We start from the raw sequence: 15,007 nt of genomic DNA, 5'->3' as shown, positions 1-15,007 counted from the left end.
GCAAATTCGATGCGCCCTTGTATCCTGCCTGCGCCGCCGCGTCAACCATTCGTTCCTCGAATGTTTCACTTCGTCGAAAGGTTGTGATTGCCCGGCATTGATCGGCAGCGGCTTCGGCACGGAAACCAGTGTCGCCCCCGGTCAGCGCATGCTAGGGCAAGCCGCACTTTTGAACGAGACAGCACGGGTGAGGCGCCATGACCGTCGCATTATACGCAGACTACATTGCCGAGTTGAAAAGCCTCTTCGCGGAGCTGGATCGATATCCTGAACGATTTCAGACCTATACCGCCCGTTTCGAGCTGGCCGCGGCAGGCAATCTCGTCGTCTACGAAACGCGAAGGCGGAAAGGCCAGACGGACAGCCTGTACTACGGCCGCTCCGGCGCAACCGGCGCCAACCAGCAGATTTCCCAGGCCACGGCCTTTGCCGCGATCGACCGGTTTTTCGCCCTCGGCGAGTTCGTCGCCCTGACCGGCGAAGCGGGCGCCCGCGTTGAGGTGGATACACACTATCCCCACTGCGCCGTCAATTTTTCCTATCGCAAGAAGGGCCAACCGGTCACGCGCTCGACGCTGATGGTGTTCGCCGCGTTCAACGACGAGGCGGATGCGTTGCAATATGTCTCGCAGGCCGGCGATCCCCCGGCTTTCGTGATCGAGCGGCCGTGGCGCGCGGAAAAATCCTACGAGTGGAAGTGAAAGGCTGACGTTCCAGCGGTTTTGCGCGCGATATGGAGGTTGAAAGATGATGTTGATCGTCTTAAACATGAGTATCGAACGCAAGTTAAGGCGCTTGCCGCTGGGGGCCAGCCTTGAATGGCATGGGATATTCATAATCTTTTCAAGCGCCATGCGCAGGAATTGAAACGGTCGCTGCGCCGTCGGGGGCTGTCGGAGGACAACGCGGCCGACCTGACGCAGGATACGTTCCTGCGGGCGATGACGGCGTCTCCGCGCGGCGTCGACGACAATCCGCGGGCCTACCTGTTCCAGGTGTCGCGCAATCTCGCGACGGATTTCGAGCGGCGCGCGCGCTCCGCCCCATTCCTTTCGATCGGGGAGGATATTGTCGAGGCGGTGGCCGATCCGCGACCCTCTGCCGAAAGGGCGCTCTATGACAAGCAGCGATTGCTGGCCTCGGCAAGGGCGCTCGCCGAACTTCCCGAGCGCACCCGCAAGGCCTTCGAACTGCACAGGCTCGATGGGCTGTCGATTGCCGAGATCGGCCCGCTGGTCGGCCTTTCCACCACGCAGACCTGGTCTTTGATCCGCGATGCCTACCGGCATGTGCGCGACCGGCTCAAGGAAATCTGAGCACTTTCAGCGAAATTGACAGCGGTTGCTGCGTTACACCATTCAGGGTAGCGCTACCGCGACGCCATATCCATGGGACCACCATGACCGGACCAGCGACAGACAGGGACAGGTTGTTCGACGAAGCCGTTGATCACATGATCCGGCTGCAGAACGAACCGAACAACCCCGTGGCCATCGAGCTGGCGCAGGGTTGGCGGCTGCGCAGCCCCGAGCATGAACTGGCCTGGCAGGAGGCCGGCGAGATCTTCGGCATGACCGGCAAGGTGCTCGATCGCCAGCGCAAGGCGGAGCAGGGGCCGGCACGGCTGTCGCGCCGGAAACTCATCGTCGGCGGGCTGGTCGTCGCAACGGCGGCCGCGACCGCCGGACCCGAGCTCATCGTGCAGGCGAGGGCCGACTACCTGACGAGCACGGCGGAAATCCGCCGCGTCGTGCTTTCGGATGGCAGCGCCGTGACGCTCGGCCCGGAAAGCGCCATCGCCTTCCATGTCTCCGAAAGGGTGCGCCGTGCGGACCTTTTGCGCGGCATGGGCTATTTCGAGATCGCCGAGGATGCGGCGCGAGCCTTCGAGGTCGGATCGGGGCCTGTGCTTTCTATAGGCGCAGGGCCGTCCTTCGACATCAGCATCGACGACGATTTCGTCAATGTCGGCGTGGACCAGGGCCGTATGGACGTGCGCTTCGCGGGCGTCGAGAATGGCGAGGTCGTCGCGCTTCTCGATGGCGAATGGGCACGGCTCGGCGGCGAGGGCCGCGCGATCGTCCGGGGCGCGCGCGACAAGGCGCAGATCGCCGCCTGGCGCCAGGGCCTGATGTTTGCCGACAATGAACCGATCGGCGCCGTCGTCGCCAAGATCGCTCGCTGGCAGCCGGGGCGCACCATCCTCGCCAATCCGGCGCTCGGCCGGGCAAGCATCAGCGGGGCCTTCGACCTCAGCAATCCGATCGCCGCACTGCGCGCCGTCGTGCATCCCTATGGCGGCAAGGTCCGCCAGATTTCCCCCTATCTGACGATCATTTCCTCGGTCTGAAGAATTTTCGAAAAATCACCGAAAACCCGCGCAGCAACTTCGTTTCAACGATGAGGCCGGGTTTTGACGCGGCGTGGTTGGACATATGCCTGGGGTAGACGCATGAGACGGGACGTTCGCAAGAGCACTGGAAATTCAACGGGGAAGGGCCTTCTGGCAACGCTTCTGGCGGGTGTTTGCCTCTCGGCCGCCTTCGCCCCGGGGCTTCGCGCCGAGGACGATCCCGTGAAATCCTACTCGGTGGAGGCAGGCCCGCTCAGCAGCGCCCTTGCGGCGTTCAGCCGGCAGGCGGGCGTGCAGGTGACCTATATTCCCTCGGTCGCCGCCCGCAAGCGCACGCAGGGCGCCTCCGGCGCAATGACCCGCAAGGTCGCCCTGGACAAGATTCTCCAGGGCTCGGGACTGGTCTATGCCTATCCCTACGGCTCGACGATCGCGATCTCCGATCCGCAGATGGACACGACCGAGGTCGGCGCCGTGACGAACACGGCAACGACGCTGGAGCGCGTCGTCGTCGATGGCGACGCTACCGCGATCCTGCAGAACGACGGCCTGGCTTCCGCCGGATACAAGGCCGAGATGATCTCCGGTCTCGGCCTGCTCGACGGGCTTTCCCTGAAGGACACGCCCTTCGCCGTGAGCGTCATGCCGCGCGAGCTTTTGCAGAACATCCAGGCGCAGTCGCCGGACGATGTCTTCCGGCTCAACCCCTCGACGCGCTCCTCCACGCCGCAGATCAGCGGCTGGTCGCCCATGGTCAATATCCGCGGCTTCACGACCTATGATTCCGCTCAGGACGGGCTGCGGCGCTCCTACAGCCACGCGACCTCGCTTGAGGACGTCGAGCGCATCGAGATCCTCAATGGCCTTTCCGGCTTTCTCTACGGTGCCTCCGCGCCCGGCGGCATGATCAACTATGTCAGCAAGCGGCCGACGGACGAGCGCTACAACAGCATCACGCTCGGCAGCTATGGCGGCGAGCAGGGTTACGTGCACGGCGATTTCGGCGGCCCGATCGACGCGGAAGGGCTGTTCGGCTACCGCATCAACGTCGTCAAGCAGGCGGGCGATACCGCCATCGACGACCAGAACATCAATCGCGGCCTGATCAGCGGCGCTTTCGACTGGCAGGTGACGGACCAGCTCAAGCTGGAGCTGAACGCCTCCTACGGCAGGTACAAGACCGAAAACCCGTCGACCTACTGGTATTTCGCCATCCCCCACGACGTGGTTCCCGATCCGGAGAAGAACTGGGGGCAGAAATGGATCCGCGACGAATTCGAGAAGAAGAAGGTCCAGCTCAAGGCGACCTATGAGCTCAACGACGCGATCACCATCCGCGGCGCCTATTCGAAGGAATTCGTCGATCGTCCCGTGCAGGACCACATCATGAACTCAGTGGAGGTGCCGGGCGAATATACCCAGATCGGCATCCATTCCGGCCGCACGAAAAACGAGTTCGATGCCGCGCAGCTCTTCGGCGACTTCGTGTTCGATACCGGATCGATCGGCCACAAGGTGACGGTGGGCTACCAGATGTTTTCCGACAGGTCCTGGAGCACGTCGTACAATCCCAATACGGGCTGGATTGGTCCCTTTCCGCTGACGACGCCGACCCACCTGCCGCGGCCGCTCTTCCCCAGGGACGATAGCGACTACTATTATGCCGGCCGCGTGAAGAACGAGAGCTTCGTGCTCGGCGACCAGATCGACTTCAACGAGCGCTGGAGCGCGCTGGTGGGCGCGAGCTACAGCAAGATCTACGCCTCCGGCTATGACAGCGAAGGCGGGCTTTCGTCGCCCGTCTATGACGAGGGGCGCCTGTCGCCCTCCGTGTCGCTGATCTTCAAGGCCACGCCCTCCATCTCGATCTATGGCAGCTATATCGAGGGCCTGGAACAGGGCGGTGTGGCGCCGGACGGCACGACGAATTCCGGCGCGATCATGGCGCCGATGGTGAGCACCCAGAAGGAATTCGGCATCAAGGCCGAGGTCGGCGACGTGCTGCTGACGGCGGCGCTGTTCGACATCGAGAAGGCCTACGAATTCACCAACGGCAACAATGTCTACACGCAGGACGGCCGCCAGAACCATCGCGGCATCGAATTCACCGCGACCGGCAATGTCACGGACAACCTGACGGTGCTCGGCGGCCTCACGCTGCTGGACACCGAGGTGAAGGGCGGCGAGTTCGCAGGCAACGACCCGACAAATGTCGCGGCGGTGCTCGCCAAGGTCTATGCGGAATACGAGCTGCCCTCGGTCGAAGGGTTCTTCCTGACGGCCGGCGTGCAGCATACCGGCAAACAATGGGCCGATGACGCCAACACCGATCGCCTGCCGTCGTTCACGACCTTCGATCTCGGCCTGCGCTACACGACCACGCAGTTCGGCGATCCGCTGACGGTGCGCCTTGCCGTGACCAATGTGGCGAACAAGGGCTACTGGCAGACCAGCAACTATCTCGGCGCGCCGCGCACGGTGGCGTTTTCGATCCAGAAGCAGTTCTGATCGTGGCACCGGGGTCGGCGTTGTCGCGCCGGGCGCTGCTCGGCGCGCTTGCCTTCGTCGGGCTCGGCGCGCGCGCGCGGGCGGCCTTGCCGGAGCGAATCGTAGCGCTCGACTGGCCGAGCGCGCAGAACCTCCTGGCACTCGGCGTGAGCCCTCTGGCCCTGCCGGAACGGGCGCTTTATGGCGAACTCGTCGTCGAGCCGGCCCTGTCGCCGGCAACGCTCGACCTCGGCCTGCGCTCCGAGCCGAACCTGGAGCTCGTGCTGCAACTCGCCCCCGATCTCGTGCTGATGGGCGACGACCTGACGAGCCTGCGCGAGCGCATCGAGGCTGCCTCACCCGTCGTTATGTTTTCCGCCGATGGTTTCGACGGAACCGATCCGGTGCTGAAGGGCGACGCCGCCTTGCAGGGCCTCGCGCAACGTCTCGGGCGCGTTGACGCGTACCGCCTGTTTCGGCAGGGCTTCGACCGGGAACTGGACGAGGCGCGAAAACGCCTGCGCCATTATGACCGCCGGCCCGTCTTCATCGCCACCGTCATCGACGGCCGCCGGCTGCTGCTCTTCGGCAAAAACAGCCTGTTCCAGAGCGTCCTCGACCGGTTCGGCATCGTCAATGCCTGGACGGGTTTCACCTCGGCCTACGGGCACACGACCGTGACGGCCGACCGCCTGGCGCAGCAGAGGGATGCCCGCCTGCTTTGCGTCGGCGATTCAAGCACACTCGCTTTGGAAAAACTGCTGGCATCCCCGGTCGTCGCAAGTCTGCCCTTCATTAGGAGCGGCCGTGTCGCGCGCATCCCCGATGTGCTCTTCTACGGCGGGCTGCCTTCCGCCAACCGTTTCGCACGCCTCGCCTCCATGGCGCTCGCTGCGGAAGGCTGACGCATGGGCGTGACGCGAAATCCCATGCTCCCGGTCATGCTGTGCGGGCTTTCGCTGTTCGGCCTCGTCATGATCGGCGGCAATATCCTGTCCGTATTGCCCGGCAACGTGTCGATCTGGGCGGTGGTGTCGCCGCAGGCCGACGCGACCGAGGAAATCCTGCTGCACTATACGCTGCTGCCGCGCATCGTGGTGGCGCTGATGGCGGGTGCTGCGCTCGGCGTAGCCGGCTCGATCCTGCAAAGGGTGCTGCGCAATCCGCTCGCCGAGCCCGCGACGCTCGGCGTCTCTGCGGGGTCCTATCTCACCCTGACGATCGCAACCCTGTGGTTCCCGCTCGCCGCCAGCAACGCCGCGGAATGGGTGGCGCTTGCCGGTGCAGCACTGGCGCTCGCGGCCATCCTGGGGCTTTCCTGGCGAAAGGGCCTGTCGCCCGCAACCGTCACGCTTTCGGGCATGATCGTCAGCCTGTACTGCGGCGCCGCAAGTGCCGTGCTCATGCTGTTCAACCACGATTTCCTGACGGGCATCTATCTCTGGGGCGCCGGTTATCTCGACCAGCAGGATTGGTCCGGCGTCCTGTTCCTCGCGCCCCGCCTTCTCGTGGCGATCGCCGTGGCCGCGCTGATCCAGCGGCCGCTCGCGCTGCTTTCGCTCGACGACAGCAATGCCAGAAGCCTCGGCCTGAACATCGAGGCCTTCCGCCTACTCTCGCTGCTAGTCGCCGCGGTGATCATCGCGGTCGTCACGGCCGCCGTCGGCGTCATCAGCTTCATCGGCCTTGCCGTGCCGGCGCTGGCGCGTGCCACCGGAGCCCGCAGCCCCGGTCGCGAGATGGCCTGGTCCGCCATCTTCGGCGCGCTTGTGCTGACCGCTACCGACCAATGTGTCCAGGCCCTGCCGGTGACCTACCGCATCTTTCCCACCGGCGCCGTCACCGCCCTGATGGGCGCGCCGCTGCTGCTCGTGCTGGTGCGCCGGCTGAAATCGCTCTCCCCGCCCGCGATGACCGGGATGACCGAAGCCCGGCGGCTGAGGTGGCCCTGGACCGTCATCGCGTTGGCCGCCGTCGCGCTCGGCATCGCCCTTCTCCTCTCCGTATTTGCCGGCCGCGGCCCCTCCGGCTGGCATGTCATGGCGGCGCCCGAGGGGGTGTATTCGATGCGCACGATCCGCTCCGTCTCAGCCGTTGCCGGCGGCGCCATGCTTGCCCTTGCCGGCGCGATCCTGCAACGCATGACCGGCAACCCGCTCGGCTCGCCGGAAGTGCTAGGCGTCTCCTCCGGCGCCATGCTGGGCGTCATCGCCGCGACGCTGTCGGTAACGGCCGTCTCGCGCGGCTTGCAGATTTCGGCGGGTGCCGTCGGCGCCGGCATCACGCTCGCCTTCATCATGGCGCTTGCCCGCAAGGGCGACTTCCAGGGCGATCGCCTGCTGCTGATCGGCGTGACGCTGAGCTCGATTTCGGGCTTCGTCATGGCCGTCCTGATGGCGGCGCAGGACCCGCGGCTCGACCAGCTCCTCGCCTGGATGTCGGGCTCGACCTATGCGGTGCGCAAGCAGGAAGCGATCGCCGCGGTTGCTATTCTGGGCGCGGGACTGGCCGTCGGGGCGCTGCTGCGCCGCTGGCTGGAGATCCTGCCGCTCGGCGAAACCGTGGCACTCTCCCAGGGCGTGTCGTTTCGCAGCGCGACCGCCATTCTTCTGCTCCTCTCGGCAGTCCTGACCGCCGCGGCGACCATCCTGGTCGGGCCACTCAGCTTCGCTGGGCTGATGGGGCCGCATCTCGCGCGCCTCGCCGGATTCCAGCGGCCGGCTGCCCATCTGTTTGCCTCGGCACTGGTCGGCGGCGCCATCCTGCTTGGCGCCGAATGGCTCGGCCGCAACATCATCTTCCCTTACCAGATCCCGGCCGGCCTGCTGGCAACCGTGGTCGGCGGACCGTTCCTGTTGCTTCTGATTGGGAGACGCCTATGACGGAACGAAAGCCGCGCGGGTTCCGCCTCGTCACGGTCCAGGCATCCCGACGCCTGACGCCTTCCATGCAGCGCCTTCGCTTCATCGGCCGCGACCTGCACCATTTTGCGACGAACGAAAACCTGCACGTCCGCCTGCACCTGCCGGTCACGACGGACCCTGATCCCGAAATCCAGACGCGCTATTACACCATCCGCAGCATCGACGCCGATGCCGGCTGGCTCGACATCGATTTCGTGTTCCACGACGACGGCCCCGGTTCCAATTTCGCGCGGCGGGCAGCACCAGGCACGGCCTGCGGCGTCTCCGGCCCCTGCGGTCTGGGCATCAAGCCGGCTTGCCACTACTTGCTTGCTGGAGACGAAACCGCCCTGCCGGCCATCGCCCGCATTGCCGAAATCATGCCGAGGCACGCCCGCGGCCGCATCCTCCTCGAAATCCAAACCCCCGAGGACAGGATCACCCTCGATACTCCACAGGATGTCGAAGTGCATTGGTTCTACCGCCATGCAGCGCCACAAGCCGCGGACTTCCTGCAAAAGCTCTCCTCCGAAGTCGCCGTATTCAAGACCTTGCCGGACCGTTTCATCTGGATCGCCGGAGAACACACCGCCGTCATGCCCTTCCGCCCAATGCTCCGAGGCATCCCCTCCCTCTGCGTCCCCTATTGGCGCCGAGGCGGTGATTGAGGGAGCGGTCGCGACGGAGCGTTCTAGGGCATCGCCGTGTGGTAAAGCACGGCGAGCCCTGCGCCGCAGAGCAGGTACAGCGGAACCGGCACGCGGGGGGCCACGACGACGACGATGGCGGAGAGGGCGGCGAGGAGGAGGGTCAGGGGGCCGCCGTCGGAGAGTTGCAGGATGGCGATGACGGAGCTGATGACGAGGCCGGTGCCGACGGGGGCGAGGCCCTGGCGGACGGCGCGGTGCCAGGCTTTTTCGCGGTGGGCGTTCGACAGGCGGAAGACGCCGTAGCAGAGCAGCGAGGAGGGCAGGAAGAAGGCGAGCGTCGCCACCACGGCGCCGAGCCAACCGGATATCTGCCAGCCGATCAAAGTCGCGATCATGGTGCCGGGACCGGGCGCGGCACGGGAAATGGCGAAAAGCTGGACGAAATCCTGCGCGGTCAGCCAGCCGCGCACCGCGACGATCTCGTGCTGGATGCCCGACAGTACGCTGATGCCGCCACCGATGGAAATCAGCGAGAAGGGCACGAAGACGGCCAATAGTCCGACGAGGTGATCGTCACGCATCCTTGTTTCCCCGCCGCCAAGCAATCGCGATGCTGATCGGCGCGACGAAGAGCGTGACGAGCAGGAGGTGAAGCTTGAGCACGCCGACGCCGATGACGACGGCCGCGATGATGCCGAGCATGGCAGGATTGCCGCTCTCCCGTCGCACGCCGCGCCAGCACAGGTTGATCAGGAATCCGATCGCGGTCGCGGCAGCACCGCCGAGCGCGATATCGAGCAACTGCGTCTGTGGAATGCTGCCGATCAGCGTTGCCATGGCGATGACCGCGAAGAACGGGCCGACCAGCAGGCCGAAAACCGCCGTCGCCGCGCCCAGCGGGCCGCGCAATTGTTCGCCGAGGCAGACGACGAGGTTGGCGACATTGCCGCCCGGCAGCATCTGCCCCATGGCGAAACTGCTGGCGAAATCCTCATCGCTGATCCAGCGGCGGCGCACGACGAAATCCTGGTAGACCCAGCCGGAAAGCCCGCCGCCGAAGCTCAGCAGGCCAAGCTTGAGGCAGGCCAGGAAGAGGGTCGACAGACTGACGCTGGGATTGTCATCGGTGCGCACGGAGGCGGAATCACTTGAGCGAGCAGGAAGGGCTTCAGCCATTAGGCTGCCGACCAGATTTTTTCAATGGACTCGAACTGGACAACATCGAGTGGTCCGGCCGATGCGGCGGCGACGGCTGCATCGATCTGTTCGGCATCGGAAAATCCGCCGATCAGCGTGCTGACGCCGGGGTCACTCAGGATGAAGCGATAGGCGAGTTCGGCGAGGCTGGTGTCGCTCTCTTGAGCGATTGCCTGGAACCGGCGCGCGCGGGCGAGATCGCCCTTTGCCTCCAGTTGGGCGTGATCCTTCTGCCGGGCGAGCGGATGGGTCTGCTGGCCGGAGAGCAGCGTATCCGTCAGCAGGCCGCCGGCAAGCGGGCTGAAGACGGCGATGCCGGCGCCAGAAGCGGCGGCCGCGCCGACCACGTTGCCGTGGTCGTTGCCCGTCGTGCGTGCTGCTTTGAAACGGCCAGCTGTCGGATTGAGCAGCGTGTAGGGCGTGTTCACGACATGGAAGAGGCCGGTCTGGAGGAGCGTGCCGACTTGGGCGGCATCATTGCCGCGGCAGATGAAGCCGGAGTGGCGCGCCTTTCCGCTTTCCAGAAGACGGCGCACGCCGTCCAGCACGCCGCCGGGCCGTATGAAATCCTCAAGCCAGAGTGTGGCGTAGTAGGAGCCTTCCAATAGGGGCTGTGCGGCCACCGGGCCGTTGTGGATCTGCACGATATCGACGCTGTCGACCTGCAGGCGGCGAAGGCTCTCCTCCGCCGAGCGCACGATATGATCGGCGATGTCGTCGAGGTTTTCGGCGCGGATTTCCACCTTGGTGTTGATGACAGGCGAGGCCCCGAGTTCCTTCAGCGCCCGTCCGAGATTGACCTCCGCCAGGCCGTCGCCATAGTCGGGCGCATTGTCGAAATAGGTGATGCCGCTTTCCAGCGCGTGGGCAATGATGCGCCGCTGTTCGGCGGCGTCGCCCCTGATCATCAGTCCGGCATTGCCGCCGCAGCCGAAACCGACTTCGGAGACCATGAGGTCGGTGGAACCGACACGGCGTATCTTCATGGTCAGTCCAGTGCCTCGTCCGGGTCGTTGAGGTCGATGACGCTGGCCGAAGAGAGGCTGCCATTGCCGTCGATCTCGCAATAGACGAGCCGGTTGTTGGAGACGTCGATCCTGGCGATCACGGCGTCGCCGTCCTTCGGATGTTCGGGGATCGTGGTGATTTCCCGAACAGTCATGGTCGGCACCTGGTCGATGACGACCTTCAGGACGGCATCGATGATCTCGCGTGTGTTGCTTGACATGGTGAAGCTCCGCGGCCCGAGGGACCGGTATTGAGGGTCGAAAGTCCATGCCGCGCGCGTGGGGCGCGGCATGGATCGACGGTTTCGGGTCAGGCGTGCGCGGGATCGCGCTGCTGCCCGGCGGCGCGCCTGATCTCGAAATCCTCGATGGCCCGGTGCAGGTCCTTGACCGTTTCGATCAGCGGGCCGTAGCGGTCCGCGTCGTCGTTCGCGAAACCCTTGTGGTAGTATTTGCGGAAGCCATGTTTGTTGAGCGATTCCGGCTTGTCGTAGTCGGGCGCCGAACCGAGCGGGTGAATGATGTCCGGGCTCTTCTGGAAGTAGTTCATCGGCTCCAGGCCCTGCTCGACACGCTTGATCTGCTCGTCGAGCTGCCGGCGCAGCACGACGATCGGAATGTCGGTGCGACCGAGCAGTTCCGTCGTGCGGTCGGCGATCGGCCCCTGGGCAACCCAGACGATGGCGTCCTGTGCCAGCACGTAGTCGAGGATCGGCCGGCCGGTGTCGTCATGCGTCGGCGGAATGTAGTAGGGCACCACGTCCTGCTCGGGTGCTTCGACGCCGGGAGGGGCGGCGTAACACTGGTAGCAGATGTGGTAGGTGTGCGTGTCGTCGATCGGCACGCGGATCTGGTATTCGCTGCGCGGCGCGCCCGTCTTGCCGGTCTGGGTGTAGAACGGGAAGATGACGGTCGAGTGCTCGACGTCCTTGTCGGCATCGGCGCCGAGATCCTTGGAGTAGCGGATGCCCTTGCGGAAGCCGTGCTCGGTCTGGCTGGCGTAGATTTCCTTGATGCCGACGCCGACGCGCTTGCGCTGGTGCAGCGTGTGCAGGTTGTCGGAACTGCGCTCGTCGAGCTTGCCGTTGCGGCTCAGCTCATATTCGAACAGGTGGCCGTGCGCCCAGGCGCTATGGGTCGGGTCGCCGGTGTTTTCCTGGCATTGCAGCCAGTTGCAATCGATGACGGTGAGGCCGATCTGGCGGATCGAGTTCGGCCAGACGAAAAGGTCCCAGCGCGGCAGGTCGGGTGCCGGCAGCGGTCCCATATAGGCGAACACCAGGCCGCCCATTTCCTGCACCGGATAGCCCTTCAGCTTCTGCTTGATCTCGGCCTGCGGGGCACCTTCCATCGGGCGCTCGACGCATTTGCCGGTCTCGTCGAACAGCCAGCCGTGATAGGGACAGCGCAGGCCGCATTTGTCCGGGATGCCGAATTGCAGGTCGACGTTGCGGTGCAGGCAGCGGTCGCCGATGAGGCCGAGGCCGCCGCTGGTATCCTTGTAGAGGACGAGGTCCTCGCCGAGGATGCGCACCTTGCGCACGGGATTTTCCAGAAGCTGCGCTGAGGGCGCAATCGGTATCCAGTAGCGGCGCATGAGTTCGCCGCAGGGCGTACCCGGTCCCACCTGTGTCAGGCGATCGTTCTGTTCCTTGCTGAGCATTTTCTTCTCCCAAAATCACGGAGCACCGGAAGGAAAAAGTCCGGCGCCGGATACCCAAGGCAGCACGACGCTCCCCGCGTGGAATGCCACGCCCCGCGCATGCTATGCCGTTGCTGAAACCAAGGCGTCGTGCCTTGCCGGGATAGATGTAACAGAGGAAATCGTTCTGTCAAGCAGACCATGTTTCGCTAGACAGAATTATTGAGGAATGCTAAATGACAAAAATGGACGCAGGCAATGACGAGATCGATGCAGGCAGGGATCGGGTTGAAGCGGTGGAACGCGCGATAACTTTGCTGCAGTGCTTTTCCGAGCCAGGGGAGACCCTGACGCTTTCGGGGCTTGCGCAGCGTTCGGGCCTCTACAAGAGCACGATCCTGCGGCTTGCCGGATCGCTGCTGCATACCGGCTTCCTCGACCGCGGGGCGGACGGGCGCTACCAACTCGGGCCGGAGCTTCGCCGGCTGGGTGATCTCAGCCGCTCGCAGTTCACGCTGGAGGATGTTGTGCGCCCGGTGCTGCGGCACCTGACGTCGGTGACGCAGGAGACTGCGTCCTTCTATGTGCCGGATGGCAGCGAACGCGTCTGCCTCTACCGGGAGAATTCGCCGCGCAGCGCCCGCCACCATCTGGAGGAGGGCACGCGCCATCCGCTGACCTCCGGCGCCGCCGGCGTTCTGCTGTCGCATTACGGCGATGCCTCCGACCATCCGAGCGCGATCGAGCTGCGCACGACGGGGTCCATCGTCTCCAAGGGCGGGCGTGACGAGGATCTCGCGGCCGTCGCCGTGCCGATCACCAATATGGCGGGCGAACTGGTGGGCTCGCTTTCGGTTTCAGGCCTCATCGGCCGGTTCACGGACGAGCGGATCAACATGGCGCGCGCGCTTTTGAAGGATGCGGCCGACGGGCTGAGGCCCCGCCTGCCGCGGCTGGAGCAGATCAATCTGCGCCGCAGCAACGAATAGCGGTTCTAGAACAGTGTCCGGCAGGAGGATTTCCATCCTTGCCGGGCACGGACAGGGAGAGAGAGTTGGAAATAACCGTCACCAAAACCATCGAGATGCGCCTTGTCGCGGTGCGTTATCTGGCGCATGAAACGAGCCTGTTCGAGTTCGAAAGCGTCGATGGCAGCAATGTGCCGCCGGCCGGTGCCGGCGCCCATATCTCGCTGCATCTGCCCAACGACATGGTGCGCCTCTACTCTCTCGTCCATCCGGTTGAAAACGGCAATCGCTACACGATCGGCGTCAAGCGCGATCCGGGCGGGCGCGGCGGATCGGTCTGTCTGCATGACATGGTCCGTGTCGGTTCGGTGCTGAAGATTGGCGCCCCACGCAACAATTTTGCGCTCAACGAAGCGGTCGACCACAGCGTGCTGATCGCCGGCGGCATCGGGATTACGCCGATCTGGTCGATGGCCCAGCGCCTCACCGAACTCGGCCGCAGTTTCGAAGTGCATTATGCCTGTCGCGACCGGCGCGACGTCGCCTTCTCGGACGTGATCTCCACGCTTCCCAAGGCCAGCATCCATGTCGATTCGGAAGCGGAAGGTTTCCTCGACATCGGCACCATCGTCGAGCGCGCGCCGGCGGGTTCGCACTTCTATTGCTGCGGGCCGGGGCCGATGCTCGATACGTTCGAGGCGCGCACCAGCGCGCTTGCGCCGGAGCAGGTCCATCTCGAACGTTTCGCGCCGGCAAAGGCGCCGGCACTCGACGGCGATTTCGTCATAGAGCTTGCCGATAGCGGTCAGGAATTTGCCGTGCCGAAGGGCCAGTCCATTCTCACCGTGCTGCGCGATGCCGGTTTCAGCCTCGATTTCTCCTGCGAGATGGGCATCTGCGGCGCCTGTCAGGTGCGCGTGCTGGACGGCGTTCCCGACCACCAGGACATGGTCCTGAGCGACGAGGAGAAGGAGCGCGGCGACACGATGATGATCTGCTGCTCCGGCTCGAAGAGCCCGCGCCTGACGCTCGCGCTCTGAACCAGCCTCCGGCGGTTCACCCCATTTTTCATCACACAGGAGTTCCATGCTGCCCATGAGCCAGCACGTCAAACAGCGGCTGATCGAAGCCGGCCTCATCCTCGGCGATGCCGATCTCGGCGATTTTACCCGCGGCCATGTTTCCATCCGCGATCCCGAAAACCCCGCGCTGTTCTTCATGAAGCCGCACAGTCTCGGCTTCGAGGAGATCACGATGGAAAACATCGTGATCTGCAACCTCGACGGAGAAAAGGTCGGCGGGGGCGGGCGGCGCCACAGCGAGGTCTTCATCCATTCGGAAATCTACAAGGCCCGGCCGGACCTCAATTCGGTCATCCATTCCCATCCGAAATATGCAACGATCTGGTGTTCCTCCGAGCGCCCGTGGAAGATCGTCTCGCAGGCCTGCGTCGCCTTTTCCGACGGACTTGGCTATTATCAGGACACCGTCAATCTGATCCGCTCGCCGGAGACTGGCCGCGGCGTGGCCAGGGGGCTGGCCGGTCACAAGGTTGTGATGATGCGCGGCCACGGCGTGACCGTTACCGGTGTCTCGGTCGAGGAGGCCGTCATCCGCACGCTGACGCTGGAAAATGCCTGCCACGACCAGGTTCTCTGTCTTGCGATGGGCGGAGAGATCGTGGAGTTTGCCGCAGACGATATTGCAAGCCTGACCGCCAATCTCGATGGCCGCGAGCAATATGTCGTCAATTTCGACTACCTGGCGAGAAAGGCGAAACGACGCCTCTCGTAAACGGGA

Annotated in this window: 15 protein-coding genes; 10 read left to right on the top strand and 5 right to left on the bottom strand. The window is 64.6% G+C overall.

All coding sequences use genetic code 11. The annotated features are described in order from the left end of the window. Positions 1 to 197: 197 nt before the first annotated feature. The 7 genes from GB927_RS01700 to GB927_RS01670 all read left to right on the top strand — a co-directional run bounded on the left by GB927_RS01700 (position 198) and on the right by GB927_RS01670 (position 8,411). Positions 198 to 701, top strand: a complete 504-nt coding sequence (locus GB927_RS01700; RefSeq protein WP_256114796.1) for a hypothetical protein — start codon at positions 198 to 200, stop codon at positions 699 to 701. Positions 702 to 818: 117 nt separating this feature from the next. Continuing rightward, complete coding sequence (locus tag GB927_RS01695) at positions 819 to 1,316, top strand: RNA polymerase sigma factor (RefSeq protein WP_256114794.1); 498 nt, start codon at positions 819 to 821, stop codon at positions 1,314 to 1,316. Positions 1,317 to 1,399: 83 nt separating this feature from the next. Further along, on the top strand, positions 1,400 to 2,350 hold the full coding sequence (locus tag GB927_RS01690) for a FecR family protein (protein WP_256114793.1): 951 nt from the start codon (positions 1,400 to 1,402) through the stop codon (positions 2,348 to 2,350). A gap of 102 nt (positions 2,351 to 2,452) precedes the next feature. After that, positions 2,453 to 4,861 carry a TonB-dependent receptor gene (locus tag GB927_RS01685; RefSeq protein ID WP_256114792.1) on the top strand — a complete coding sequence of 803 codons (2,409 nt, stop codon included), beginning with the start codon at positions 2,453 to 2,455 and terminating at the stop codon, positions 4,859 to 4,861. A 2-nt stretch (positions 4,862 to 4,863) separates the two neighbouring features. Continuing rightward, positions 4,864 to 5,745 (top strand): ABC transporter substrate-binding protein, encoded by an 882-nt coding sequence (locus tag GB927_RS01680; protein WP_256114791.1) that lies wholly within the window; start codon positions 4,864 to 4,866, stop codon positions 5,743 to 5,745. 3 nt (positions 5,746 to 5,748) lie between these two features. Further along, positions 5,749 to 7,722: a Fe(3+)-hydroxamate ABC transporter permease FhuB gene (gene fhuB / locus GB927_RS01675; RefSeq protein ID WP_256114790.1), complete on the top strand. Its 1,974-nt coding sequence runs from the start codon at positions 5,749 to 5,751 to the stop codon at positions 7,720 to 7,722. Then, a complete protein-coding gene (locus tag GB927_RS01670; RefSeq protein WP_256114789.1) occupies positions 7,719 to 8,411 on the top strand; it encodes a siderophore-interacting protein in 693 nt (230 codons plus the stop codon). The genes fhuB and GB927_RS01670 overlap by 4 nt, the downstream gene beginning before the upstream one ends. Before the next feature lie 23 nt (positions 8,412 to 8,434). Here the strand turns inward: GB927_RS01670 and GB927_RS01665 are convergent, their stop codons facing one another. From GB927_RS01665 to GB927_RS01645, 5 genes are all read right to left on the bottom strand, one after another. Further along, on the bottom strand, positions 8,435 to 8,974 hold the full coding sequence (locus tag GB927_RS01665) for a chromate transporter (RefSeq protein WP_256114788.1): 540 nt from the start codon (positions 8,972 to 8,974) through the stop codon (positions 8,435 to 8,437). Beyond that, a complete protein-coding gene (locus GB927_RS01660; RefSeq protein ID WP_256114787.1) occupies positions 8,967 to 9,527 on the bottom strand; it encodes a chromate transporter in 561 nt (186 codons plus the stop codon). The genes GB927_RS01665 and GB927_RS01660 overlap by 8 nt, the downstream gene beginning before the upstream one ends. Before the next feature lie 41 nt (positions 9,528 to 9,568). Continuing rightward, positions 9,569 to 10,576: an aldo/keto reductase gene (locus tag GB927_RS01655; protein WP_256114786.1), complete on the bottom strand. Its 1,008-nt coding sequence runs from the start codon at positions 10,574 to 10,576 to the stop codon at positions 9,569 to 9,571. 2 nt (positions 10,577 to 10,578) lie between these two features. Further along, positions 10,579 to 10,818, bottom strand: a complete 240-nt coding sequence (locus GB927_RS01650; protein ID WP_256114785.1) for a hypothetical protein — start codon at positions 10,816 to 10,818, stop codon at positions 10,579 to 10,581. Between the two features lie 89 nt (positions 10,819 to 10,907). Next, the gene (locus tag GB927_RS01645; RefSeq protein ID WP_256114784.1) at positions 10,908 to 12,260 is read right to left on the bottom strand and encodes a Rieske 2Fe-2S domain-containing protein; all 1,353 of its coding nucleotides are present in this window, start codon (positions 12,258 to 12,260) and stop codon (positions 10,908 to 10,910) included. Positions 12,261 to 12,475: 215 nt separating this feature from the next. Between GB927_RS01645 and GB927_RS01640 the strand changes: the two genes are divergently transcribed. The 3 genes from GB927_RS01640 to GB927_RS01630 all read left to right on the top strand — a co-directional run bounded on the left by GB927_RS01640 (position 12,476) and on the right by GB927_RS01630 (position 15,001). Next, positions 12,476 to 13,228 carry an IclR family transcriptional regulator gene (locus tag GB927_RS01640; protein WP_256114782.1) on the top strand — a complete coding sequence of 251 codons (753 nt, stop codon included), beginning with the start codon at positions 12,476 to 12,478 and terminating at the stop codon, positions 13,226 to 13,228. A 65-nt stretch (positions 13,229 to 13,293) separates the two neighbouring features. Beyond that, positions 13,294 to 14,247, top strand: coding sequence for a PDR/VanB family oxidoreductase (locus tag GB927_RS01635; protein ID WP_256114781.1), 954 nt, complete (start codon positions 13,294 to 13,296; stop codon positions 14,245 to 14,247). Between the two features lie 55 nt (positions 14,248 to 14,302). Continuing rightward, a complete protein-coding gene (locus GB927_RS01630) occupies positions 14,303 to 15,001 on the top strand; it encodes a class II aldolase/adducin family protein (protein WP_256114780.1) in 699 nt (232 codons plus the stop codon). Positions 15,002 to 15,007: the final 6 nt, after the last annotated feature.

The organism is Shinella lacus (assembly GCF_010994755.1).
Taxonomy (GTDB): Bacteria; Pseudomonadota; Alphaproteobacteria; order Rhizobiales; family Rhizobiaceae; genus Shinella; species Shinella lacus.
This window is presented reverse-complemented; position numbering and strand designations above follow the sequence as displayed.

Bases quoted from the DNA above. Each gene is read 5' to 3' on its own strand.
- GB927_RS01700 (WP_256114796.1), top strand. From the start codon at position 198: ATGACCGTCGCATTATACGCAGACTACATTGCCGAGTTGAAAAGCCTC.
- GB927_RS01695 (WP_256114794.1), top strand. From the start codon at position 819: ATGGCATGGGATATTCATAATCTTTTCAAGCGCCATGCGCAGGAATTG.
- GB927_RS01690 (WP_256114793.1), top strand. From the start codon at position 1,400: ATGACCGGACCAGCGACAGACAGGGACAGGTTGTTCGACGAAGCCGTT.
- GB927_RS01685 (WP_256114792.1), top strand. From the start codon at position 2,453: ATGAGACGGGACGTTCGCAAGAGCACTGGAAATTCAACGGGGAAGGGC.
- fhuB (WP_256114790.1), top strand. From the start codon at position 5,749: ATGGGCGTGACGCGAAATCCCATGCTCCCGGTCATGCTGTGCGGGCTT.
- GB927_RS01670 (WP_256114789.1), top strand. From the start codon at position 7,719: ATGACGGAACGAAAGCCGCGCGGGTTCCGCCTCGTCACGGTCCAGGCA.
- GB927_RS01665 (WP_256114788.1), bottom strand. From the start codon at position 8,974: ATGCGTGACGATCACCTCGTCGGACTATTGGCCGTCTTCGTGCCCTTC.
- GB927_RS01655 (WP_256114786.1), bottom strand. From the start codon at position 10,576: ATGAAGATACGCCGTGTCGGTTCCACCGACCTCATGGTCTCCGAAGTC.
- GB927_RS01650 (WP_256114785.1), bottom strand. From the start codon at position 10,818: ATGTCAAGCAACACACGCGAGATCATCGATGCCGTCCTGAAGGTCGTC.
- GB927_RS01645 (WP_256114784.1), bottom strand. From the start codon at position 12,260: ATGCTCAGCAAGGAACAGAACGATCGCCTGACACAGGTGGGACCGGGT.
- GB927_RS01640 (WP_256114782.1), top strand. From the start codon at position 12,476: ATGACAAAAATGGACGCAGGCAATGACGAGATCGATGCAGGCAGGGAT.
- GB927_RS01630 (WP_256114780.1), top strand. From the start codon at position 14,303: ATGAGCCAGCACGTCAAACAGCGGCTGATCGAAGCCGGCCTCATCCTC.